The following is a 24,030-nucleotide window of genomic DNA, read 5'->3' as shown; positions in this document are numbered from 1 at the left end:
GCGTAATTCAGGCTATAGCCTCAAGGAACAATCACCACCGCCAGAGGCGGTGGTTTTGGGATGACAATAAAAAAGAGGCTTATAGCCTCTTTGTTATTGTCGATTAAACAGTACACAGATTTAACGTAATTCGGCTGGCACAGCAAAAACAGTGTCTTCTTTACGCCCTTCAACTTCAGTCACAACACTAGGGGCAAGTTTAGCGATTGCTTGAACCACTTGTTGGACTAAGACCTCGGGGGCTGAAGCTCCTGCGGTGACGGCTACACGTGTAACATTATCAAACCAACTAGACTCAACATCATCTGCAGTATCCACTAGATAAGACTGAGTTCCTGTTTTCAATGCTAGCTCGCGTAAACGATTAGAGTTAGAGCTGTTCTTTGAGCCAACAACAATCAACAAATCAACGTCTGCAGATAAATTGCGTACCGCATCTTGACGATTCTGCGTTGCATAACAAATATCGTCTTTTCGCGGACCTTCTATAGAGGGAAACCTTTTCTGTAACGCAACAATAATGTCCAAAGTATCATCTACAGACAAAGTAGTTTGTGTCACGAAGCAGAGATTATTGGGATCGCGCACTTCCAAAGCTTCAACATCAGCAGGCGATTCAATCAGATAAACTCCACCATTAGGATTATCGTATTGACCCATAGTACCCTCGACTTCAGGGTGCCCTTCATGGCCAATCAGGATGCACTCAATACCTTTGCGGCTGGCACGCGTCACCTGAAGATGTACTTTAGTCACTAAAGGACACGTCGCATCAAAGACTCTCAGCCCTCTCGCCTTAGCTTCTTGTCTCACCGCTTGAGATACACCATGGGCACTGAAGATAACAATGTTGTTATCCGGCACTTGATCTAACTCTTCGACAAAAACCGCACCGCGATCCTTCAGATTCTGCACGACATAGCGGTTATGCACGACTTCATGGCGAACATAAATAGGCGGCGAAAATAATTCCAACGCCCGTTCAACAATACTGATAGCACGATCAACACCCGCACAGAAACCTCGCGGGTTAGCGAGCATAATGTTTAAACTTGGGCTAGTAGGATCGAGTTTCATCTTAAAATACCTTTACTACGTCCAGTTCAAAAGTGATCTTGTGTCCTGCCAGAGGATGATTAAGATCGACTGTGATGGAATCACCCGCAACATCACGGACAATACCTGGGATCTCACTACCACCAGGGCCTGCAAAACTCACAATCACGCCAGCCTCTAAACTCATGTCAGCCGGAAAACGGCTTCGATCTAGATAATGGATAGCATCAGGATTGGATTCGCCAAAGGCATCAATCGCTTCAAGCGTGAAACTGTGCTTATCACCTTCAGCAAGCGTCACCAGCTGCGCCTCAAATGCAGGACTTAAAGTACCATCACCCACATTTAATCGAGCCGGTTTACCCGAGGCTTTAGTGCTATCGGCAGTTGAGCCATCAGCAAGCACAATGTTCATGTGGCATAATAATGAACGTGTCACAGTCACTTTTTAACCCCTTCAGCGCTATCAGCTTCAGACTTATCGCTTACAAATGCATCCCAAATAATCAGCACTGCACCGACACAAATAGCAGCGTCGGCAATATTGAATGCTGGATAATGGCTCTTATTCCAGAAGAAATCGATAAAATCAACCACGAAACCATGCATCAATCGATCGACTAAATTACCTAAAGCACCACCAATCACTAAGGTGTAAGCTAGATTCAGTTTCCACAAAGAAGACGATTGCTTACGCAACCACACAGTTAATAACGTACTGAATCCAATCGCAACAATCGTAAACAGCCAGCGCTGCCAACCTCCAGCTTCACTTAAAAAACTAAAAGCTGCACCATAGTTACGTACATAAGTGAAATTAAAGAAGGGCAATAATTTCACTGATTCATACAAATCAAAATTGGCTAAGACCCATTGCTTAGATAGCTGATCGGCTAAAAACACCAATACAGCTACCCAATACCAACGTAAGCCACTGTCTTTCCAAGTTAATGGCATACAGATCCTTTACGCAAACTGACGAACTTCGCCGTCACCTTCAATATTGGTTACGCAGCGAGTACAAAGTGTTGGGTGAGCCTCAATAGTACCAACCTCTTCTCTGTGGTGCCAACAACGCTCACACTTTTCGGCAGTGCTTGAAGCAACCACTAATTTCAATGATGCCAACTCAGTCTCAACCGCTTCCAATGTCGCATCGGCTAAAGGCAATACTTTGGCTTCAGAAGTCAACAACACAAATCTCAGCTCATCGCCGATATGGGTTAATTGCTCAGTCAAGGTAGCATCCGCAAACAAGGTCACTTCAGCTTCTAATGAGCCACCGATACGTTTGTCGCGGCGAGCTTGTTCAATCACTTTGTTGACTTCATTACGCACGGTTAGCAACTGCTGCCAATAGTCATCGCTCAAATCAGTCGCTAAGGTGACTGATTTCAAGCCTTGATACCATTCTTGGGTAAAGACATAAGCATCACGCTCGCCAGGCAGTAATTGCCATACTTCGTCAGCAGTGAAGCTTAGAATTGGCGCAATCCAACGCACCATGGCCTCAGAGATCAGATACAGCGCCGATTGACAACTACGGCGTGCATGGCCTTCTTGCTTAGCCGTATATTGGCGATCTTTAATGATATCCAAATAGAAACTGCCTAACTCAACCGAGCAGAACTGCATCAGTTTTTGAGTCACTATATGGAAGTTATATTGATCATAGGCTTCGATGATTTCCTGTTGTAGCGCAGCGGCACGACGAACAACCCAACGATCTAACGCCACCATATCTTCAACGGCCACTAAATCCTTAGCGGGCTCGAAACCGTTTAAGTTGGCTAATAAGAAACGCGCAGTGTTGCGAATACGACGATAGGCATCGGCACTGCGATTTAAGATTTCGTCTGAAACCGTCATCTCACCGCTGTAATCTGTTGCCGCAACCCATAAACGCAGAATGTCGGCGCCTAATTTGTTGGTTACCGTTTGTGGTGCAATCACGTTACCAATAGATTTTGACATCTTACGGCCTTTACCATCAACGGTAAAACCGTGGGTAAGCACTTGCTTATACGGTGCTTTGCCATTCATTGCGGTTGAAATCATCAAAGATGACATAAACCAACCGCGATGTTGATCGCTACCTTCAAGATACAAGTCAACCCCGTGTCCGTGGAATTCAGGACGTGCGGCTACCACTGATGAGAAGGTTGAGCCAGAGTCATACCAAACGTCCAAAGTATCAGTGACTTTACGGTATTGTTCCGCTTCATCACCCAGCAATTCTGCGGTATCAAGATCCCACCAAGCTTGGATACCCTGCTGTTCGATACGATTCGCCACGCGTTCCATCAGCGACACGCTATCAGGGTGTAACTCTTCGGTTTCTCGGTTCACAAACAGCGTGATAGGCACACCCCAAGTACGTTGGCGTGAGATACACCAGTCAGGGCGGTTTTCAACCATTTTTTCGATACGACTTTGACCCCAATCAGGGATCCATTGGGTTTGTTCGATTTCTTTCAATGCTTGCGTGCGTAGGCCGTGGTTATCCATAGATATGAACCACTGCGGTGTCGCACGGAAGATGATCGGTGTTTTGTGGCGCCAGCAATGTGGGTAGCTGTGACGGTAAGCCACGTGATTCAGCAAGGCACCTTTTTCTCTCAGCAAAGCTACGACGTTATCGTTAGCTTTAAAAACATGTTGCCCAGCAAAATACTCAGTATCAGGCTTGTATACACCGTTGTCGCCAACAGGGTTTGCGACTTCTAAGCCGTACTTTTGACCAACAACAAAGTCGTCTTGACCGTGACCTGGGGCAGTATGAACGATACCGGTACCCGCATCAGTAGTGACGTGATCACCTAAAATTGCAGGCACATCAAAATCCAAGAACGGGTGATTAAAGCGGACAAGCTCAAGCGCGGCGCCTTTGGTTGTACCAAGCACAGTATGGCTTTCGATGTTATAGCGAGTCAGGCAAGATTCAACCAAGACTTCAGCTAAAATAAGCGCTTGCGTCACACCGTCTTTTTCGAATTCGACTAAGCTGTAATCCAGCTCAGGACTCAAAGACAAGGCGCGGTTCGCTGGTAGCGTCCATGGCGTGGTCGTCCAAATTACCATAGAGACAGGATGTGAGTAATCGCTTACCCCAAACTTAGCCGCAACGGCTTTACTGTCAGCGGCGACAAACGCCACATCGATTGCGGGTGATGTCTTATCTTCATATTCGACTTCGGCTTCGGCTAACGCTGAACCACAGTCGGTACACCAATGCACAGGTTTGACGCCTTTATGCAAGTGACCACTCTCAATCACTTTCGATAAAGAACGAACAATATTAGCTTCCGTCGAAAAATCCATTGTTAAGTACGGATTTTGCCAATCACCCAACACACCTAAACGGATAAAGTCTTCACGTTGGCCGTTAACTTGCTCTGCAGCGTATTTACGGCATTCTTCACGGAATTCTGCTGCAGTGATTTTTTGACCTGGCTTACCCACTTTTTGCTCAACTTTCAGCTCAATAGGCAAACCATGGCAATCCCAACCTGGTACATAAGGTGCGTCAAAACCAGACATAGTTTTTGACTTAACAATAATGTCCTTGAGGATTTTATTAACTGAGTGACCAATATGAATACTGCCATTCGCATACGGTGGGCCGTCATGCAAAATGAAGGGAGTACGGCCAATTCGGCTATCACGGATCTGTTGATACAAACCGTCTTTTGTCCAGCGCTCTAACATCTCTGGCTCGCGATTTGCCAAATTACCACGCATCGGAAACTCTGTTTCCGGCAAATTCAAAGTAAATTTATAGTCGCTCATTGATCCTATACCGTTAATTAAACTGATAAATTTCAGCCTGCATCATTACCAAATAAAGCTCTGGCTTCATTTGCATCATTTAAAATCTGTTTTTTTAGCGCATCCAATGAGTCAAAAGGTTGCTCATCTCGGAGTTTAGCTACCAACTCGACTTCAACATGTTTGCCGTAAATGTCACCTTCAAAATCAAAAAGATGCACCTCAAGCTGACACACTTGACCGTTCACTGTCGGGCGAAACCCAATATTGGCGACGCCCTCATAAATATCGCTGTTATCCCAATAACATTTAACCGCAAACACACCGCGTACCGGCACAACATTGCGCTTTAAGGCGATATTCGCGGTGGGAAAACCAATTGTGCGGCCAATTTTTTGCCCATGCGCTACACGGCCACTCAAGGTAAAAGGATGTCCTAATAGGCGTCTCGCCTGTTCAAGATTGCCCTTCGCCAATTGTTCACGCACAGCAGTCGAGCTCACTCTTTGCGAGCCCAGCATAAAACTTTGAGTGCTGACCACAGTAAAGCCATATTGGATACCCGCCTGCACTAGCATTTCAAAATTGCCTTTACGGCCTTGACCAAAACAAAAATCATCACCGACGACGAGGTATTTGACACCCAGTTTGCGGACCAACAATTCTTCAATAAAATGCTCTGCAGGTTGATTAGCAAAAGTGCGATTAAAGTTAACACACACTAACCGCTCAACCCCGAGTTCATCGAGTAAAATGACTTTATCACGTAATAAACTTAAACGAGCCGGCGCGTTGTCGCCGCTAAACAATTCTTGCGGCTGAGGCTCAAACGTCATTAATGTCGATGGCAGCGATAACTGCTTCGCCTTCTGCACTAAATTCGCAATCACTTGTGCATGACCACGATGGACGCCGTCAAAATTACCTATAGTCAATACACACCCGTGGTGGGATGACAAAATGTTATGTATACCGCGGATTAATTCCATAACGTTAGACAACTGCCAAGCGCAAATCGGCTGATTATATAACAGCTAGCGATGAGAATCAGCAATCAAGCTCCTCGTTTAATTGACCAAGGACGAATTCCGAGCAAAAGCAGACACAATAAATAACTGACTGCCCCAACTAAAATTAAGCCTATCAAGGCTTTCGCACGATCGAACAAATGCCAATCTAACCAAATTTGTTGTGAAGGCAAAAAGTAATACAAGACTACCACCATCAAGGCTGTAGAGACCACGGCTTTAGCAAAAAACACCATAGTCGGCCTAGAAACACGATAAACGCCAGCTAAATGCAAGCCTCGGTATAGTAATGTGGCGTTAAGCAATGCTGACATCGAAGTCGCAATCGCCAGTCCAACATACCCAAAAGGAATAGCAAACAGCAAGTTAAAGCCCATGTTTGTGATCATGGCAATAATGCCATAACGCACAGGTGTTTTGGTATCTTGACGAGAGTAATAGCCAGGAGCAAGCACCTTAATCAACATAAAGCTAAGCAAACCACTGCCATAAGCCATCAAACTATAGGAAGCCATTTCAACATCATGCAATGAAAAAGCGCCGCGCATAAATAATACCATCAGCATGGGCTTTGCGAGCACGATCAACCCCATCATAGCCGGTAGACCTAGCAGTAGAATCGCTTTAATCCCCCAATCCATCGTCTTGCCAAAGCCCGCACTTTCGTCATTCACATGGTTTCGTGACAACGCAGGTAAAATCACAGTAGCAATCGCGATCCCAAACAATCCTAAGGGGAATTCGAGTAAACGGTCGGCATAATAGAGCCAACTTATTGAACCCGTCATCAAAAAACTGGCGATAAATGTATCAAATAGCAGGTTAATCTGTGAGACAGACACGCCAAACAATGCTGGGATCATCAAAGTTCTGATTTTCACCACGCCTGGGTGATGCCAGCCCCAAGAAGGCTTGACGAGCGCATTTTCACGCAATAAAAAGGGAATTTGAAATAGGAACTGAATCAAACCACCACAAAAAACGCCCCAAGCCAAGGTAATCTCAGGCTGGGTCGATGTAGGCGCATAGAAAATAGCCGCCGCAATAATTGCCACATTGAGAAAAACGGGTGTAAAAGCCGATACCGCAAAACGGCCTCGGGTATTTAAAATTGAGCCCGCTAATGCCGTAAATGTGATAAACCACAGATAAGGAAAAGTAATTTTAAGCACAACGGTAGCGAGTTCAAATTTAGCACCATCTGGCTCGTTGTTAAGCCAAGCGATGAACCAACCACCACCGAATAAAGCTGACAACACAGGTGATGCAACCACCCCCAAAAGGGTCACTATTGTCACTAGTAAACCTAATGTGCCCGCAACTTTACTCAATAAATCACGAGTCTCTTCTGCGGTATGTTTCTCTTGGTACTCAGTTAAAACAGGTACAAACGCCTGTGCAAAAGCCCCTTCAGCAAACAAACGGCGTAAAAAATTAGGAATTTTATTTGCAAAGAAAAACACATCAGCACTTGTCCCTGCGCCCATCAAATTAGCAACAACCACATCCCTAACTAGACCTAAAACTCGGGATATCAATGTCATAGCACTAACAATCAGGCCAGATTTTAATAATTTTCTACTCAAACGTCCCCCAGACCCATATCGAATTGATTAGGTGATACATCTCAAAAAATCGATTCAGGCTCTGTCACACTGCGGTAATAGCTGCTAGAATTGCGCCACATATTACACGAGTTGGGTCGAAGATAGCCAAGGCAGGTTGGATTAATTTATCTTTATGATGAATATTCAATCATAGTCATTGACAAAGTGACTAAATGCAGGCATATTCCTCGGCCTTTAAAAGTATCAAATCCAGTTTTTAGGAGTTGCACCTTGGCTAATAGCAAGTCTGCAAAGAAGCGCGCGCTTCAATCTGAAAAGCGTCGTCAGCATAACGCCAGCCGTCGCTCAATGTTACGTACATACGTTAAAAAAGTAATCGCTGCAATTAAAGCAGGCGATCACAAAACAGCAACAGAAGCTTTTGCTGTTGCACAACCAATCGTTGACCGTATGGCGACTAAAGGTCTTATTCACAAGAATAAAGCCGCTCGTCAAAAGGCACGTTTGAACGCTAAGATCAAAGCAATCGCTGCTTAATCTATAACATAGCAAATGAAAAAAACCGGCAATTGCCGGTTTTTTTATATCTGAAAAACACTATTAATGACAATAAATGTTGTTCAATAAGTGAATCATCTCCCGTACTTCATCACTCTTGAGTGAATAAAATACCGTTTGCGCTTCTTTGCGTGTGGTTACTAAATTATCTTTGCGTAACCAAGCAAGATGTTGTGATAGTGCCGATTGACTTAAGCCTAATTTTTTATTCATTTCGCCAACGCACATTTCTCCTTCATTCAATAAATAACAAAGAATAAATAAACGGCGTTCGTTCGCGAGTGCCTTTAATAGCACTACGGCATGATCGGCTCGCTCCTGCATTAATTCAATATTCATTACGCACTTTCTCTCCTAAAACTAACCCCTGCGCTAATATAGCGTCGCCTTACGGATATAGTCGGGACATAAAGCACACTTTTTGCTAGATTGTTTTTAAAAATGGGACATGCTTAATAAAAATAAAGGAAATCTAATGAAGCCCTATCAAACTACACTTCTCTCGAGTCTTTTAATCGGGAGTTTAAGTGCGTGCCAAACTCAAGTAGAAACTGCCCCTAGTGAAGTCATTCAATTACAACAGGCAGCATTATCTTCGCAATTAAGCTATGACTTAGTCGAGTCACTCACGGTTGAAGTGGGTCCAAGACTTGCTGGAAGCCCAAAAGATATCCTCGCCGTTAACTGGGCGATAAATAAACTGACCAGCCTTGGTTTTGACCGTGTTTATAAAGAAGCCGTACAAGTGCCAATTTGGGAGCGCGGTGAAGCCAAAGCCAAAATCACCGTCCCTGTAGAACAGCCGTTGGTCATTACTGCGCTTGGTGGCAGTATTGCGACTCCTGCTGGAGGTATACAAGCTAAAATCGCGCGCTTTGATAGCCTAGAGGCATTACAACAAGCCAAGCCTGAAGAGGTGCAAGGTAAGATTGTTTTTATTGACCAAAAAAACAGAGCGCCATATCACTGGTGAAGGTTATGGTAAAAGCGTTGGTGGCCGCTCGAAAGGGGCAGTCGCTGCAGCACAAAAAGGCGCAGTTGCTATCGTGATCCGCTCTATTGGCACAGATCATGACCGCATGGCCCATACTGGCATCATGCGCTACCAAGATGGCGTGCCTAAGATCCCCGCGGCTGCCATGTCAAATCCCGATGCTGATTTGGTTGGTGCATTGCTAAAACGCGATCCTAATGCCCTGCTCGAATTGCATATGTCGCCAAAAAACTTAGGTTTTAATACTTCTTACAATGTCATTGCCGAAGTAACGGGCAGTAGTAAGCCCAATGAAATAGTGCTCATTGGTGCTCATTTAGATTCCTGGGATGAAGGTACTGGCGCGATTGATGATGGCGCTGGTGTCGCCATTGTGACGGCTGCAGCCAAGCATATTCAAGATCTCGTGATAAAACCCGCTCGCACAGTTAGAGTCGTGCTATATGCCGCTGAAGAAGTTGGGCTCATTGGCGGTAAAGCGTATGCAGAGGCTCATAAAGCGGAATTACCGCTGCACTACATAGCTGCAGAGTCTGATTTTGGGGCCGGTAGAATTTATCAAATCGACACTAAAGTGAATGAGAACATATTCACAGAAGTACAGCAAGCGCTCAGCCCTATGTCATTCAATGGCGTTGCACTGGGCAATAACCAAGCTTCAGGCGGGCCAGACGTGTCTATGCTCCCCGCCTTAGGTGTTCCAGTTGCATCTTTGAGGCAAGATGGCCACGATTATTTTGATTACCATCACACACCGAATGATACCTTAGATAAAATCGACCCTGCCGCATTGGCTCAAAACGTCGCCGCCTACGCACAATTTGCTTATATCATGGCAAATTCAACGGTGACATTAACGCCTTTAGTCACCCAATCTGAAAAATAGGCCATCAATGATATAGAGAACAGCATTAGCTGTTCTCTATCAATTAACATCTTATCGATATTTCGCTATTGCTCTTCACGTAAAAACGTTGGATTTGTTAGGGAACTCTGCTCTTCACTATAATAATAACCAGCAACATTAAATGCTTTTAATTCATCTAAAGTGTTAATTTGATGCGTAATGAGATATCTCGCCATCATGCCTCTAGCACGCTTAGCAAAAAAACTGATCACTTTATATTGACCATTTTTACAATCTTTAAATATGGGTGAAATTAATTGCCCTTGAAGTTTTTTAGGCTTTATTGCTTTGAAATATTCATTAGATGCAAGATTGACAATAATATCACTACTCGTTTCAGCAAGCGTTTCATTTACCGCTTGAGTTAACGTCTCTCCCCAAAACTCATATAGGTTTTTACCTTTAGGATTAGAAAGTGCCGTGCCCATTTCTAAACGATAAGGCATAATTAAATCCAGCGGTCTGAGCAAACCGTAAAGTCCAGATAAAATACGTAGTTGTGACTGAGTTCGAGCAATTTCATCTTCAGACAATGTATCAGCATCAAAGCCAGTATACACATCGCCTCTAAAAGCAAAAATGGCCTGTTTTGCATTATCTAAACTAAAATCTAGCCGCCACTCCCCAAAACGTGCCGCATTTAAACCCGCAATTTTATCGCTCACTTTCATTAAAGTGGCGATGTCTGTAGGGGTCAATTGCCGACACACTTGGATCAACTCCTGACTATAAGTTAAAAAATCAGGTTGTGAATACACCTGCGTCAGTGGCGGCTGTTCAAAATCTAAGGTCTTCGCCGGCGAAACCAATATCAACATCAAAAACTCCCAACAGAAACAAAAATATATGCCTATGATACTGAACGAGCATAAAAAACCACGCTTTAACAGCGTGGTCTTTTCGATTACAACAATCAGTAATGCCTATTGTCGATGCGCTAGGCTAATTAAAGCTTTTTAGCCGGCACAAGACTGGTATCTTGCCAAATATCATCATCAAGCTGATCCATCAACTCAGGAAATTTACTACGATCGAATTCTGGAGTCTTACCCGCTTTGATCTGTTCGCGATAATCATTGATAACGCGAATTGCCAGACCCGATAATAGTAATAGAGCAACAATGTTTACCGTCGCCATCAATCCCATCGAAACGTCAGCCAAGTTCCACACTAAACTTATCTTAGCGACGGCACCAAACATGACCATGCCAAGCACGCACAAACGGAATAAAGGCAGTGCTTTGGTACTATTTCCCATTAAGTACATCACATTTGTTTCAGCGTATGAGTAATTGGCTATGATGGATGTAAAGCAGAATAAGAAAATAGCCACCGCAATAAATGCGCCCCCCCAGTCGCCAACATGTGCAGACATGGCATTAATGGTTAATCGAATCCCATCATCACTCGAGCCAATATCCCCTGATAGCAGGATTATCGCAGCCGTTGCAGTACAGATAACGATAGTATCCGCAAACACGCCCATCATCTGCACAAAACCTTGGGATGCTGGATGATTAGGGTTAGGCGATGCACTTGCCGCAACATTCGCCGCACTGCCCATGCCCGCTTCGTTCGAGAAAAGTCCACGAGCAATACCCGCTTGCATTGCCTGCGCGACAGTATAAGCCACGCCGCCAGCGGCAGCCTCTTGCCAACCAAAAGCACTTTTCACAATTAAGCTAATAATCGCAGGTAATTGTTCTAGGTTAAAAATAACGATAATGAAGGCTACAAGAATGTAGGCTAAGGCCATAATGGGGACAAGAAATTCAGATACTCGCGCGACTTTACGTAGACCACCGACAATCACAAATCCACTGGCAATCACTAGCCCAATCCCTACATAGGTTGGATTAAAACCAAATACTCGCTCCATGGCACCGGTAATAGTGTTAGCTTGTACTGCATTGAATACTAAACCAAAAGCAATGATCAAAAAGACAGCAAATAAAATGCCCATCCATTTCTGACCCAATCCTTTTTCCATGTAGTAGGAAGGACCACCGCGAAACTGGCCATTATGATCTCGGACTTTATAAACCTGCGCTAAGGTTGATTCAACCATAGCAGTCGCCATACCTAAAATAGCGATAAGCCACATCCAAAATACTGCACCTGGACCCGCTGCACCAATAGCAACAGCAACACCGGCCATATTACCAGCACCGACGCGGGCAGCCATACTTGTACAAAAGACTTGAAATGAAGAAAGACCGCTATCGCAACCTTGCCGACTCATGGTCATAACTTTGATGGAATGTTTAAAGTGGGTTAACTGAATAAAGGCAAGTCTAATAGTGAAATAGAGACCAGCTCCTACTAGTCCATATACTAACAACTTACCCCAAAGTAGCGCATTCAAAAAATTAACTATGGTTTCTAACATATTATTTTACTTCTTCCCGTAGCAAATGCTCCTCTAATTGCAATTAAAGGTACAACATCTGTGGTGAATGAATCCTTCCAAGTTAAAGGTAAGAATTTCGGTAGATTTATTTTTTCAAATTATCCTTCCGTGAATTTACAACATCACGGCTACCGAATTCAACGCAGCAAAATAGCACAGTATTCGAAATTGCTCATGTGATCAAGCTCGCGTTTGCACAGTTAAACGTCATTGACATCACGCCTTACAACACTAGCTAAGCTACTGTTAAAGCTAGATTAACAAAAGTTATAAGTTGCGCTATTATATTTAACAGCAAAAACAACTTTTAAAATTTGGATGTAGGGCACATTTTTGTAATAAAACTACAAATATAGTAACCCCATAGAAACTTCAATCATCTCTTGTTTGTTTTAGTGAGGCTTAACATGACACAAATACATGAAATCAATGCTCTGAAAAAGTATGTCAGAGCGACAAACTTTCTTGCGACCTCGCAAATTTACCTCAAACAAAACGTCTTACATAAACGTCCACTTGCCCATACTGATATCAAGCCACGTTTACTTGGCCATTGGGGCACCTGCCCAGGTATTAACTTTGTCTATGCCAACATTAACCGCTTGATAGTGAAGCATAACCGCTCTTTTATCTATTTAGTCGGTCCAGGCCATGGTTTTCCTGCTGTACAAGCAAACTTATTCATTGAAGGCTCTTTAAGTCATTTCTACCCAGAAACTATTCCCTACAATGAAACTGGCATCGAAGATATTTGTAAGAAGTTTTCTGCCGCTTATGGTTATCCTTCACATGCAAACCCTGAAGCACCTGGACAAATTCTTGAAGGTGGCGAATTAGGCTACTCACTATCAGTAGGCTGGGGGGCAGTATTAGATAATCCAGATCTGATCGCAACCGTCTTAATTGGTGACGGCGAAGCAGAAACGGGACCATTAGCCGCATCTTGGTATGCAAACCGCTTAGTTTCACCAGCGACCAGCGGTGCAGTATTGCCAATTGTGCACATTAACGGCTATAAGATTTCCGGTCCTACCCGCATGGGCCGTATGAGCCATGAAGAACTGGATCTTGAATTCCGTGGTCTTGGCTATTTCCCCATCATAGTTGATAACGAATTAGAAGAAGATATCTATGTGCAGATGACAAATGCCATGGATACCGCTTATACCATGATCAATGACATTCAACGTCGAGCACGCAGTGGCGAAGACGTAGTTAAACCAAAATGGCCAGTCATTTTAATGCGCACAGCCAAAGGTTGGACTGGTGTCAGTGAATATAAAGGTAAAAAATTAGAAGGTAACTGCGAATCGCATCAAGTAATCGTCAATAAATGTGCCACTGATAAGGGCCATTTAGATGCACTGGATAATTGGCTTGCCAGTTACGACTTCCAAGAACTCTATCAAATGAATGAAAAAGGCGAACTGATTTTTGATGCCGACATTTGTTCATTAATCCCACCCAAGCAACTTGCCTGTGGCCGTCAACATTTAACCTATGGCGGGGAAGTTGTTAGAGCATTAACCAATCCAGATCTTGAAAAACTCAGCTATGGTCCAGAAGTACCACGTGGTCAACGTGGCTATTCAATGTTAAAAATGGGCGAATGGATGCGCGATGCATTCAAGTTAAACCGCGACCAACGTAATCTACGTATTTTTAGTCCTGACGAAACCTATTCAAATCAATTACAAGCAGTATTTGAAGAAACCGATCGTGCATGGCAGTGGCCAATTGAGAGTTGGGATGAAGATATGTCCCGTGAAGGTCGAGTCATTGAACTGCTTTCTGAAAACTTACTTTTTGGCATGCTACATGGTTACACAGTAACAGGCCGCCACGGCATGCTACCCACCTACGAAGCATTCTCACAAGTTATCTCATCGATGGCCGATCAGTACTGTAAATATGTCTACGCCAGCCAAGGCGTACATTTCCGTAAGCCACTGCCAGCCTGTAATGTCGTATTATCTTCATTACTTGAGCGCCAAGATCATAATGGCTATTCACATCAAAACCCATCTTTCCTTGGGGCTATGCTGGAGAAACATCCAAAAATAATCTCGGCTTACTTACCCGCAGATGCAAACAGCACATTAGTTTATACAGAGCGAGCCTTCGCTGACCGTGACAAACTCAATATTCTGGTTGCAGGTAAAAAAGAATTACCACAATGGCTAAGCTTGGAAGAAGCGCGTAAACAAACAAAAGACGGCGTAATGGTGTGGGATTTTGCCTCAGATGAGAATCCCGATATTGTGCTGGCAGGTTGTGGTGATTATGTCACTCAAGAATGTATGGCTTCTCTAGTATTAATCAGAGAACTCCTTCCAAGGGTGAAAATCCGCTTCGTTAGTGTCACTGAATTAAGCAGTGATGGCTTAGGTAGCCGTAAATTTAAAGAAAAACCTTGGTTAATGGACGAAATATTTACTCAAGATAAAGGCGTGGTATTCAACTACCATGGTTACCCAAATACAATCAAAAAGTTAATTTTTGATTACAAAGGCAGCCGTCGCTTCAGAATTAAAGGCTACGAAGAAGAAGGTTCAACAACAACGCCATTTGATATGGGTGTTCGTAACGGTACATCACGCTATCACCTTGTAATTGATATGGCTTACAAGCTGTTCCAACAGGGTGTTATTGATGAAACTATGCACGTCTCTATTACCACTGATATGCTGCAAAGATTAGTTGACCACCGCAACTATATTAAAGCGAATGGTGTAGACCCAGTGGAAATCGAAAATTGGGTATGGACACGCTAATAGAAACATCTAATTAACATTAGATTGTAATTTAAAGGCATTCTTCGGAGTGCCTTTTTTGCATTAAAAATGCCAGTTACAGAATGGCAACCTTTAAAAGGTTGATCTTAATACTGGAAAAAGTTAACAAACCAAGTGATAATTAACCGCTGGCTAAAATATCAAAGGATCCCCACACTAAGTGCTAGCAATGTTTTGCACAAAACCAGCAAAGCATATTGGTGGAGAATCATAATCAATGGACGTAAATAAAATGATGAAGAACACATTAAAAGTAGTATTACTGACATCTCTGCTTCCACTCGCAGCCAGCGCATCTCAGGAACTTACACCTTGGTATGTTGGTGCCGGTTTAGGCGTTAATAACTATGAGCACGTTGCCACTCAGAACGGTGAAGACAGTCCATACGCTTGGGATGTTTTCGCAGGCTACATGTTCAACGATTACTTCGGTGCTGAAATCGGCTTCCGTGATTTAGGTAATGCAGATTGGAACGCAGCGGGTATCAGCAATGATGCAAGCGTAAAAGGTTCTACACTTGGTCTAGTTGGTATTTGGCCACTAGCTAACCGCTGGAGCCTATCAGCTGAAGCTGGTGCAATGTACTATTCACTCGAAAACAGCCAAAACAATGGTGTAACGTCGAGCAAATACAGTACAAATGATTTTGCTCCATATTTAGGTGCTGGTGTTGGTTATAACTTCACTGACAACTTAAAATTACAAGCTAAATATCGTCGTTATGAAAACTTAAATGATGATTACAATATTGTTGAAGCTGATAGCAACTACTGGGGTCTAGAACTGAGCTACCGTTTCGGAACTCCAGTTGCAGCAGCTCCAGTTGCCGCAGCAGTCGTTGCAGCAGCACCGGTTGATTCTGACAACGATGGCGTTTACGACGACAAAGATCAATGTCCAGCAACACCAGCAACTCACAAAGTTGACTCTGTTGGCTGTACTATCTATGAAAACGTGAAGAACAAAGAAGACGTAGGTTCAATCCAGTTTGCTAACGATTCTGCTGTAGTTAAAAATGTTTACTACAAAGACATCGAAAGATTAGCTAACTATTTGAACAAAAACCCAGCTTTCACTGTTGAAATCGCAGGTCACGCCTCAAATGTAGGTAAACCAGAATACAACATGGAATTGTCTGACAAACGTGCTGACGCCGTTGCCAAGATTCTTGTAGAGAAATATGGTATCAGCGGAAGCCGCGTAACTTCTAACGGTTACGGTGTTACTCAGCCATTGGTTGCTGGTGATTCAAAAGAAGCTCACGCTGCGAACCGTCGCATCGAAGCTATCGTGACTACAACAACAAAACAACCTGTTCTGAAGTAATAGTACTTACTGAAGTAAAAAAGTCGCTGCTTGCAGCGACTTTTTGTTTTTGTGGGGTATACACTAGGACAAGCGACGCCCTCTACTGCAGCCAAGATGATAGCCCGTAGCTCGAGCCATACCTTAATAGACATAAAATTGTCATTTTTGTAATTTTTTTACATTCAAGGTTGGAAAAGTTGGCAAAATCGCTTCTAATAGTCATCAGTGAATTCCGAGTTAAAACTGCTACCTGAGAAGGATGTTTTTCATGGCCAATACATTAGAGCAACTCAAGTTATATACCACTATCGTCGCTGACACAGGCGACATCGAAGCGATTAAACGCTACCAACCTGAAGATGCGACCACTAATCCATCACTCATCTTGAAAGCGGCTCAAATTCCTGAATATGAATCCCTTATAGATAACGCTATCGACTGGGCAAAATCACAAAGTACCGATCTCGTGCAGCAACTTGATGATGCCAGCGACAAACTAGCGGTCAATATCGGCGTAGAAATACTGAAACTCGTTCCTGGCCGTATTTCAACTGAAGTTGATGCCCGTTTATCATTCGATAAAGAAAAATCAATCGCTAAAGCCCATAAATTGGTTCGCCTATATAAAGAAGCGGGTGTAGATAAATCACGCATTCTGATCAAACTCGCTTCAACTTGGGAAGGCATTTGTGCCGCTAAAGAACTAGAGCAAGAAGGCATCAACTGCAACTTAACCCTACTATTTAGCTTTGCTCAAGCGCGTGCGTGTGCCGAAGCGGGTGCTTATCTCATTTCTCCTTTTGTAGGCCGCATACTTGATTGGTACAAAAAAGATACGGGTAAAGATTACAATGCCGTAAATGACCCTGGTGTCATTTCAGTGACTGAAATTTATAACTACTACAAACAACACGGTTTTGACACTGTTGTTATGGGTGCAAGTTTCCGTAATATCGGTGAAATTATTGAGCTAGCAGGTTGCGATCGTCTGACCATTGGCCCTTCTCTATTAGAAGAACTGGCTAATTCGCAAGTTGACATCACACCTAAACTGGTTGCAGCAACGACCACTGTCGCTGCAGAACCCCCATTGACTGAAGCACAATTCCGTTGGGACTTTAACCAAGATCCAATGGCGGTTGATAAGCTTGCCGAAGGCATTCGAAACTTTGCGATAGACCAAGGTAAGCTCGAAGTCATGCTCACGGCTAAGCTCGCGAACTAAGCACTCTGGAGACGGTGAAATGACACTCTTGACCCAAAGCTCAACATGGCAAGCTTTATCAGCACACAGTAAAAATGTTCCGCATATGCGGGAATTGTTTGCAACTGACGCGGCACGTTTCAATAAAATGTCGCTATCAGCCTGTGGTTTATTACTCGATTACTCTAAAAACAGAGCAACAGCGGAAACGCTGGATCTGTTATTTGCGTTGGCAAGCAATAGCCAACTTGAAGCAAAAATCAAAGCGATGTTTGCAGGTGAAATCATTAACACCACAGAGAAGCGCGCCGTACTGCACACAGCGCTTCGTAGTACTGCAGAACAATCGATTATTGCCGAGGGTCAAGACATAGTTCCTGAAGTTCAACAAACTCTAGATAAGATGCAAGAGTTTGTGAACTCAGTGACGTCAGGTCAATGGAAAGGTTACACAGGTAAAGCGATAACCGATATTGTAAGTATTGGTATTGGCGGCTCTTTCCTAGGCCCCAAAATCGTCTCTCAAGCGTTGCGCCCTTATTGGAACCCCGAATTAAATTGTCACTTTGTGGCAAACGTCGACGGGACTTCTATTAGTGAGAAGCTGAAGTTATTGGATCCTGAAACGACCTTGTTCATCATGTCATCCAAATCTTTCGGAACACAGGAAACCTTAACCAATACCCTCACCGCAAGAGACTGGTTCCTGGCGAAAGGCGGTTTGCAGTCTGATGTGGCAAAACACTTTGTCGCAGTCACTTCAAACGTGGCAAAAGCGACAGATTTTGGTATCGATGCAAACAATATTTTCCCTATGTGGGATTGGGTTGGTGGCCGTTACTCTCTCTGGTCAGCGATTGGCTTGCCCATTGCACTTTTGATCGGTATGGATAACTTCAGAGCTCTACTCACGGGTGCGCAACAGATGGATGAGCACTTCGCCACAGCACCACTGACTGAGAATATGCCAGTTATCATGGGATTACTCTCTCTATGGTACGGAAACTTCTTTAATGCTCAGTCCCATGTAGTATTAACCTACGATCATTATCTGCGAGGCCTACCCGCTTACTTCCAGCAGCTCGACATGGAAAGTAACGGTAAGTCAGTCACCTTAAATGGTACTGATGTTGACTACAGCACAGGTCCCGTCATTTGGGGGGGCGAAGGCACTAATGGCCAACATGCCTACCACCAGCTATTACATCAAGGTACCGCACTGATCCCTGCCGATTTCATTATGCCGCTGCAAAGCCATAATCCTATCGGTGAGCACCATGACCAATTAGCGTCAAACTGCTTCGGTCAAACCCAGGCCTTAATGCAAGGTCGTACTTTTGATGAAGCTTTAGCCGAACTTGCTAATAGCACATTATCCGCCACAGAGAAGCAGCTGATCGCTCAACATAAAGTCATGCCTGGTAACAAGCCGAGCAACACCTTACTTATGGATAAGCTCACTCCAAGTACCCTAGGCGCTTTAATTGCCTTGTATGAACATAGAACCTTCGTTCAAGGTGCTATTTGGGATATCAACTCCTTCGATCAATGGGGTGTAGAACTCGGTAAGAATCTCGGTAACGATGTGTTAGCACGCATTGGCGCAGAGCAAGATTCCGATGCTTTAGATGCCTCAAGCAACGCATTGATTAACCTTTATCGACAAGGCAAAATCTAATCGAACAAAAAGCCAGCAATTGCTGGCTTTTTAATTCTACCCCGTTCTTTTTATTAAGTTTTCCTGCTTAACTCCGCTCTACTTCTGCATATAACATCAATGACATATCACTCAAAGTTCATTTCAACTTAACACAAATGAAACATAATTCTTGCACCCTGTTTTAAAAATATGTTATTTAATCGCTGACAAAACATACAACAACAGGAGGTTGCCATGGATCGTTTAGATTATGGTTGTGCGCTAGATGAAGTCGTTGAAAGACCCGATCGTTCGCGAGGCTCCAATAAAAAGCGTAAATGGCGTGAAATCGAAGCGTTAAAAGATAAGCATCGTTTGCTCAAAGAACTCCAAGAAATCGATAATAACTTTAACTACGACATTGATGCTATCCAGTTGTAATTACATGTTTATATGAGCTAGTTATCATTTCAAACATGAATAGAAAAGCGCCCTTCGGCGCTTTTTTTATTTACAACTATTGGAGAAAACAGAATATAAGCGGGGTATGGCCTTACGAGCCGGAGCTTTAAAAACACATCAAAAAAACCAGTAAGTTACGATAAAAACCAACGTCATCAACACCGATAATACTTTACAAATCCCAACCAACTTTGGCTCACGAGACATCGCAGTCAGAATCAAAAATGTGCTCCTGAGCTGTATAAAAACACCAGCTTAAGCCCACAACATGGACCCAATAAACTAAAGAGTATTAGTCAGATGCTGTGAGATAAACCCGTAAATCTTCAAATTCTTTCTGCTCTCGATCCAGAAACAAAGGATCATCGATCAGCGATTTCTGACACTCTAACTCAATAACTTGCCAATCTTGCTCAGTTAAACTTTTGGCTAACAAAGGAAATATTTCCCGTTCCTCCATCTGCATATGTCGCTCTTGCAATGCGACATACTCTGCAAAATCAACAATCAGTTTCTCGCGGGCAACCACAATATCACTGAGGATCAAGTTTAAAGTCGCCATCAAGGTGGCCGAGGATTGAATCACCGACTCATGTTCGGCACTCAATTTATCGATAGTATCGTTCGTTTTATGGGCTAGGTAGTAGGCATAAATAATGTCTTCAATGGGATGATGGCAACGTTCAGCATATCCTTGCATATATTCAACAATATCGCGCACGACGCTGAAGTTGATTGACTCACCTTCGGATAGTTTCATCTGCTTGTTTTTTAAAACATTTAGCAATACAGCTATATGTTTATGATCATGCATGAGTCTTTTAAGCATAATGCCTCCTGAATATGGGTCTGACTATTGATACTAGCCAAGTCGTGAACTAACACCAATATAACAGGCTAAAACCTGTTCACTTTATGACGTTGATCAAGTAAATCACATACCAAACAGTAAACAGAACACAAACATTAGCACGTCTCGGCATATTTCAGGGAAATTTAGCTGTTTATCTCACCACTTTGCGATTTCTAATCACTTTTTTATTCGTAAATACCACAACCACATAGTCATTTGGCAAGCTGATGTAATTGCTGTTGTAGCTTTTTAAACTCAAGTCTTAATACTTGCTGCGATTCGATTAGCTGCGCTTCATCTACATCCTTAACTGCAAGATACGGGTAATCCTTGAGCAGTTTTTGTTCCAGCACGAATGCTTGCTCAGTCTCCTTCGCTTCGATGAGGACTTGTAACCGATGTAAATACTCAGTCAATGACACTTGGTTGATTTCAGCAGGCTCAGATAATTTTGGTGCATTCATAGACCTTGCTGCGATAGCGGGGCTAATTGCATCCTGCTGCTCAGTTGCTCCCAATGCGGCTTTAGCTTGCTGCATTTCCGTCTGTCTTTTATGTTCAGCCACGGCTTCTGTTTGCATGTTTAAAGATTGCATCGCTTCAGTATCAGCCATTCTTGCCATCGTTTGTGGCGCGGGGGCACTCATCACCATAGGACTTGGAACAAGTGTATCTTCGACTTGAGGTCGATTCAGCACCAGCAGACCAACAACAAGCACTAACGATGCCGCGCTCGATAACGCCCAAGGATGGCGTCGCCAGACGGAACTTGGCGCTTCAACGGCGGTTATTTTGCTTTGATGCATTTCAGCTAAGTGAGTTTGCGCCAGCTGTAAGATATCTTGATCGAGTTGCTGCGGTGGAACCTCTAAGGCCTGTTGGCGATACCAAGCCAGCACTTCCTGTTGTAATGCGCGCTCATCAGCACTTGAAGAAGAATTACTCATGACCCGCCTCCTGCCATTTCGCGCTGACACAATCTTTTAGGCTTTGGTAAGCATAACGAATACGGCTTTTAGTCGCTTCTAAGGTCACGCCCGCAATGTCGCTAATGATGGCAGCCGTAAAACCCATTTCAATATTCAGGATAAATGCCTCTTTCTGAACTTGGGGTAACAGTGCGATACAGGTCTTTAGCAATAAGCTCTTTTGCGCTTCTTGCCACTGCACATCGGGCTTATCTTGCTCACCCGCCACAAAAGTATCGAGTCCTGCATCATCTTCATCAGTAGCGACTAAATCCACGGGCTTAACCGCCCGAACATGATCAATCAATAAGTTATGAGCGATACGATATAGCCAAGTAGTAAACTTAGCACTGGCTTCGTAGTTAGCCGCAGCGCGGATCACCCGCCCCCAGGTTTCTTGATACAAATCTTCAGCTAACTGCTTATCACCTAACTGGCGTACAAAGTAGCGATAGAGTGCACCTTTGTGCTTCAGGTATAACTGTTCAAATGCTTTTGAATCGCCCTTGGCATAGCACAACATCAATTGCTCATCTGAGTGCTCATGGTTTGATAATTGCGCTATTGCTAATGCCACGGGAAATTCCTCATCATTGGGGTTAGCCCCACGAATTTACTTTTACTATTGTAATCTCTCATTGCGCGTATTGCTCTTGTCTCTCACTGGCTCGCCATGAAGCTTATCTTGGGGAGGAAAAGGTTTATCCGTACCATCGAATACCTTCTTAATCGGCACATGATTAGATTGCTCTATGGCCGCGGCGGTTTCCATTAATTGCACAAACTCATGGCGATATCCAAAAGGATCGTCCCCTAATGCCGAACGTGCTAACTGGCTTAACTTAGTATAATCAAATTGATGTAGATAATGGCTGCCATTCAGTAATTGCCCTAATCCTGCAACCGCTGCTGCAAATCTAAAATCATCACTCGCTTGTTCTAACAGCTTAACATTTTGGTCTAACCTGATGGGATAGCTCAGTAACTGACTCTGTGTTTGCTCTGGCAGCTTGTATCTCAGTTTAAGGAAAGCGATTTCTTCACGGCTGTATTTTTCTTGCCCCGTTTGAGCATCAACGCCATATCTGAGTTTATCATTCGCCATCTGCCCTGCTTCAACATATCTTAATTCATATAAGGCAGTCACTGTATGACCCGCGCCAATTTCGCCCGCATCCACCTTATCGTTGTTGAAATCCTCCCGTGCTAAAGCACGATTCTCATAACCGATTAGACGATACTCAGACACTAAGGCCGGATTAAACTCCACTTGCACTTTGACGTCTTTAGCAATAGTGAACAAGCTTGAACTTAACTCGTCCACCAGCACTTTTCGCGCTTCATTCAGGGTATCGATATAGGCATAGTTGCCATTGCCCTTATCCGCTAATTGCTCCATGAGTTGATCGTTGTAATTCCCCAAACCAAACCCTAAGGTTGTCAGGCCAATACCATGATCTTTTTCCTTCTCAATCAAGGCAATCAAATCATCAAAATCTGTCATACCAACGTTGAAATCACCATCAGTCGCGAGGATGACTCGATTAATACCATGGGGGATGAAATGCTTTTTCGCCAATTGATAAGCTTGTGTGATTCCTTGCCCACCATTGGTTGAACCACCTGCGCTCAATTGCTCTAACGCATAGGTTAAAGTTTGAGTGTCATTACCCGACGCGCCATCGAGCACTACACCAGCAGCCCCTGCATAAACCACAATAGAGACTTTATCCTGCGCGCTTAATTGCGCCGTCAGCAACTTGAGTGCTGTTTGCAGTAAAGGCAATTTATCGGTAGATGCCATAGAACCTGACACATCGAGCAAAAAGACTAAGTTACTAGCACCTAACTGAGATTTAGGTAAGTCATACCCTTTAAGACCAATCCGTAACAGCATCATGTCATCGTTATAAGGGGATGGCGCAAGCTCTGTCGTAACACTAAACGGCGCGGCATTTTTAGCAGGTAAGGGATAATCGTAGGCAAAATAATTGAGCATTTCCTCAACTCTGACAGTGCCTTTCTCGGGCAAGCGCCCTTCCCTCAGCATCCGCCTTAAGGTGGCATAACTGCCAGTATCGACATCGATGGAAAAAGTCGATACTGGGATTTCTCCTGCCACCATGATGCCATTTTGCACCAGCGGCTCGAATTTATTTTGTGCTAACGGAATCGCGGCATAGTCTGACGGCGTTGGGGCTATGTTCATTCCCATCACTGCACCATGGGTAGACATTTGCATCGGCGCCGCGACTCTGGCCATCTCAATCTGAGTAGCATCACGCATTTCAGCACGGCGCAGTGACACTTCTTTATGACTCTGCTCAGCTTGCAGCTCCGCTTGTCGTTGTTGAGCCTCAGAGCCTTTACCGCCACAGGCCGTTAAACTCAGCATGACTAAGAATAAAGCTGCGCTATTGCTCGCCGATATGCTGGCGTTTCCCCAAGGTAATAAGGAATGTGCAATGGTTTTCTGGGAGTATATTGTTTTCATGTTGAATGCCTTTGATG

19 protein-coding genes and 1 pseudogene are annotated in these 24,030 nt (G+C 43.8%); 7 read left to right on the top strand and 13 right to left on the bottom strand.

The features are described 5' to 3' along the window. Positions 1-120 precede the first annotated feature (120 nt). The 6 genes from ispH to murJ form a co-directional block, all read right to left on the bottom strand. Positions 121-1,077, bottom strand: a complete 957-nt coding sequence (gene ispH, locus GWI56_RS20465) for a 4-hydroxy-3-methylbut-2-enyl diphosphate reductase (RefSeq protein ID WP_028760920.1) — start codon at positions 1,075-1,077, stop codon at positions 121-123. Between the two features lies 1 nt (position 1,078). Continuing rightward, a complete protein-coding gene (gene fkpB / locus GWI56_RS20460; protein WP_028760921.1) occupies positions 1,079-1,501 on the bottom strand; it encodes an FKBP-type peptidyl-prolyl cis-trans isomerase in 423 nt (140 codons plus the stop codon). After that, complete coding sequence (lspA, locus tag GWI56_RS20455) at positions 1,498-2,013, bottom strand: signal peptidase II (RefSeq protein ID WP_028760922.1); 516 nt, start codon at positions 2,011-2,013, stop codon at positions 1,498-1,500. The genes fkpB and lspA overlap by 4 nt, the downstream gene beginning before the upstream one ends. Positions 2,014-2,022: 9 nt before the next feature. Then, on the bottom strand, positions 2,023-4,845 hold the full coding sequence (gene ileS, locus GWI56_RS20450) for an isoleucine--tRNA ligase (protein WP_198573911.1): 2,823 nt from the start codon (positions 4,843-4,845) through the stop codon (positions 2,023-2,025). Between the two features lie 32 nt (positions 4,846-4,877). Then, positions 4,878-5,813, bottom strand: a complete 936-nt coding sequence (gene ribF / locus GWI56_RS20445; RefSeq protein ID WP_105249940.1) for a bifunctional riboflavin kinase/FAD synthetase — start codon at positions 5,811-5,813, stop codon at positions 4,878-4,880. 65 nt (positions 5,814-5,878) lie between these two features. Beyond that, a complete protein-coding gene (murJ, locus tag GWI56_RS20440) occupies positions 5,879-7,438 on the bottom strand; it encodes a murein biosynthesis integral membrane protein MurJ (RefSeq protein WP_198573910.1) in 1,560 nt (519 codons plus the stop codon). Between the two features lie 252 nt (positions 7,439-7,690). Here murJ and rpsT point away from each other — a divergent pair, with 252 nt between their 5' ends. Beyond that, the gene (gene rpsT, locus GWI56_RS20435) at positions 7,691-7,957 is read left to right on the top strand and encodes a 30S ribosomal protein S20 (protein WP_011790375.1); all 267 of its coding nucleotides are present in this window, start codon (positions 7,691-7,693) and stop codon (positions 7,955-7,957) included. A gap of 63 nt (positions 7,958-8,020) precedes the next feature. Here the strand turns inward: rpsT and GWI56_RS20430 are convergent, their stop codons facing one another. After that, positions 8,021-8,317, bottom strand: a complete 297-nt coding sequence (locus tag GWI56_RS20430; RefSeq protein ID WP_006084975.1) for a metalloregulator ArsR/SmtB family transcription factor — start codon at positions 8,315-8,317, stop codon at positions 8,021-8,023. Positions 8,318-8,453: 136 nt separating this feature from the next. On the opposite strand from GWI56_RS20430, the pseudogene GWI56_RS20425 reads away from it, so the two are divergent. Further along, a pseudogene (locus GWI56_RS20425) lies at positions 8,454-9,858 on the top strand (M28 family metallopeptidase). A gap of 65 nt (positions 9,859-9,923) precedes the next feature. Here GWI56_RS20425 and yaaA read toward each other — a convergent pair. Together yaaA and GWI56_RS20415 are read right to left on the bottom strand one after the other, a co-directional pair. Then, positions 9,924-10,697 carry a peroxide stress protein YaaA gene (gene yaaA / locus GWI56_RS20420; RefSeq protein WP_198573909.1) on the bottom strand — a complete coding sequence of 258 codons (774 nt, stop codon included), beginning with the start codon at positions 10,695-10,697 and terminating at the stop codon, positions 9,924-9,926. Between the two features lie 128 nt (positions 10,698-10,825). Continuing rightward, positions 10,826-12,268 (bottom strand): sodium:alanine symporter family protein, encoded by a 1,443-nt coding sequence (locus GWI56_RS20415; protein WP_028760928.1) that lies wholly within the window; start codon positions 12,266-12,268, stop codon positions 10,826-10,828. A gap of 428 nt (positions 12,269-12,696) precedes the next feature. On the opposite strand from GWI56_RS20415, the gene GWI56_RS20410 reads away from it, so the two are divergent. From GWI56_RS20410 to GWI56_RS20390, 5 genes are all read left to right on the top strand, one after another. Further along, complete coding sequence (locus tag GWI56_RS20410; protein ID WP_105249944.1) at positions 12,697-15,063, top strand: phosphoketolase family protein; 2,367 nt, start codon at positions 12,697-12,699, stop codon at positions 15,061-15,063. A 238-nt stretch (positions 15,064-15,301) separates the two neighbouring features. Beyond that, positions 15,302-16,411, top strand: a complete 1,110-nt coding sequence (locus tag GWI56_RS20405) for an OmpA family protein (protein WP_028760930.1) — start codon at positions 15,302-15,304, stop codon at positions 16,409-16,411. A 250-nt stretch (positions 16,412-16,661) separates the two neighbouring features. After that, on the top strand, positions 16,662-17,618 hold the full coding sequence (tal, locus tag GWI56_RS20400; protein WP_028760931.1) for a transaldolase: 957 nt from the start codon (positions 16,662-16,664) through the stop codon (positions 17,616-17,618). A 19-nt stretch (positions 17,619-17,637) separates the two neighbouring features. Beyond that, positions 17,638-19,275, top strand: a complete 1,638-nt coding sequence (gene pgi, locus GWI56_RS20395; protein WP_131525269.1) for a glucose-6-phosphate isomerase — start codon at positions 17,638-17,640, stop codon at positions 19,273-19,275. Between the two features lie 216 nt (positions 19,276-19,491). Next, positions 19,492-19,677 (top strand): DUF3545 family protein, encoded by a 186-nt coding sequence (locus GWI56_RS20390; RefSeq protein ID WP_006080618.1) that lies wholly within the window; start codon positions 19,492-19,494, stop codon positions 19,675-19,677. A gap of 313 nt (positions 19,678-19,990) precedes the next feature. Here GWI56_RS20390 and GWI56_RS20385 read toward each other — a convergent pair whose 3' ends face one another. The 4 genes from GWI56_RS20385 to GWI56_RS20370 form a co-directional block, all read right to left on the bottom strand. Next, the gene (locus GWI56_RS20385) at positions 19,991-20,527 is read right to left on the bottom strand and encodes a hemerythrin domain-containing protein (RefSeq protein ID WP_105249947.1); all 537 of its coding nucleotides are present in this window, start codon (positions 20,525-20,527) and stop codon (positions 19,991-19,993) included. 236 nt (positions 20,528-20,763) lie between these two features. Next, positions 20,764-21,498: a hypothetical protein gene (locus GWI56_RS20380; protein WP_198573908.1), complete on the bottom strand. Its 735-nt coding sequence runs from the start codon at positions 21,496-21,498 to the stop codon at positions 20,764-20,766. Continuing rightward, positions 21,491-22,096 carry a sigma-70 family RNA polymerase sigma factor gene (locus tag GWI56_RS20375; RefSeq protein WP_105249949.1) on the bottom strand — a complete coding sequence of 202 codons (606 nt, stop codon included), beginning with the start codon at positions 22,094-22,096 and terminating at the stop codon, positions 21,491-21,493. Before GWI56_RS20375 ends, GWI56_RS20380 begins: the two co-directional genes overlap by 8 nt. A gap of 45 nt (positions 22,097-22,141) precedes the next feature. Beyond that, complete coding sequence (locus GWI56_RS20370) at positions 22,142-24,013, bottom strand: VWA domain-containing protein (RefSeq protein ID WP_198573907.1); 1,872 nt, start codon at positions 24,011-24,013, stop codon at positions 22,142-22,144. Positions 24,014-24,030: the final 17 nt, after the last annotated feature.

Origin of the sequence: Shewanella sp. DW31, assembly GCF_015767295.1 — a bacterium.
Taxonomy (GTDB): domain Bacteria; phylum Pseudomonadota; class Gammaproteobacteria; order Enterobacterales; family Shewanellaceae; genus Shewanella; species Shewanella oncorhynchi.
Note: the sequence above shows the minus strand (reverse complement) of the source record. Positions and strands in the feature narration are given on the sequence as shown.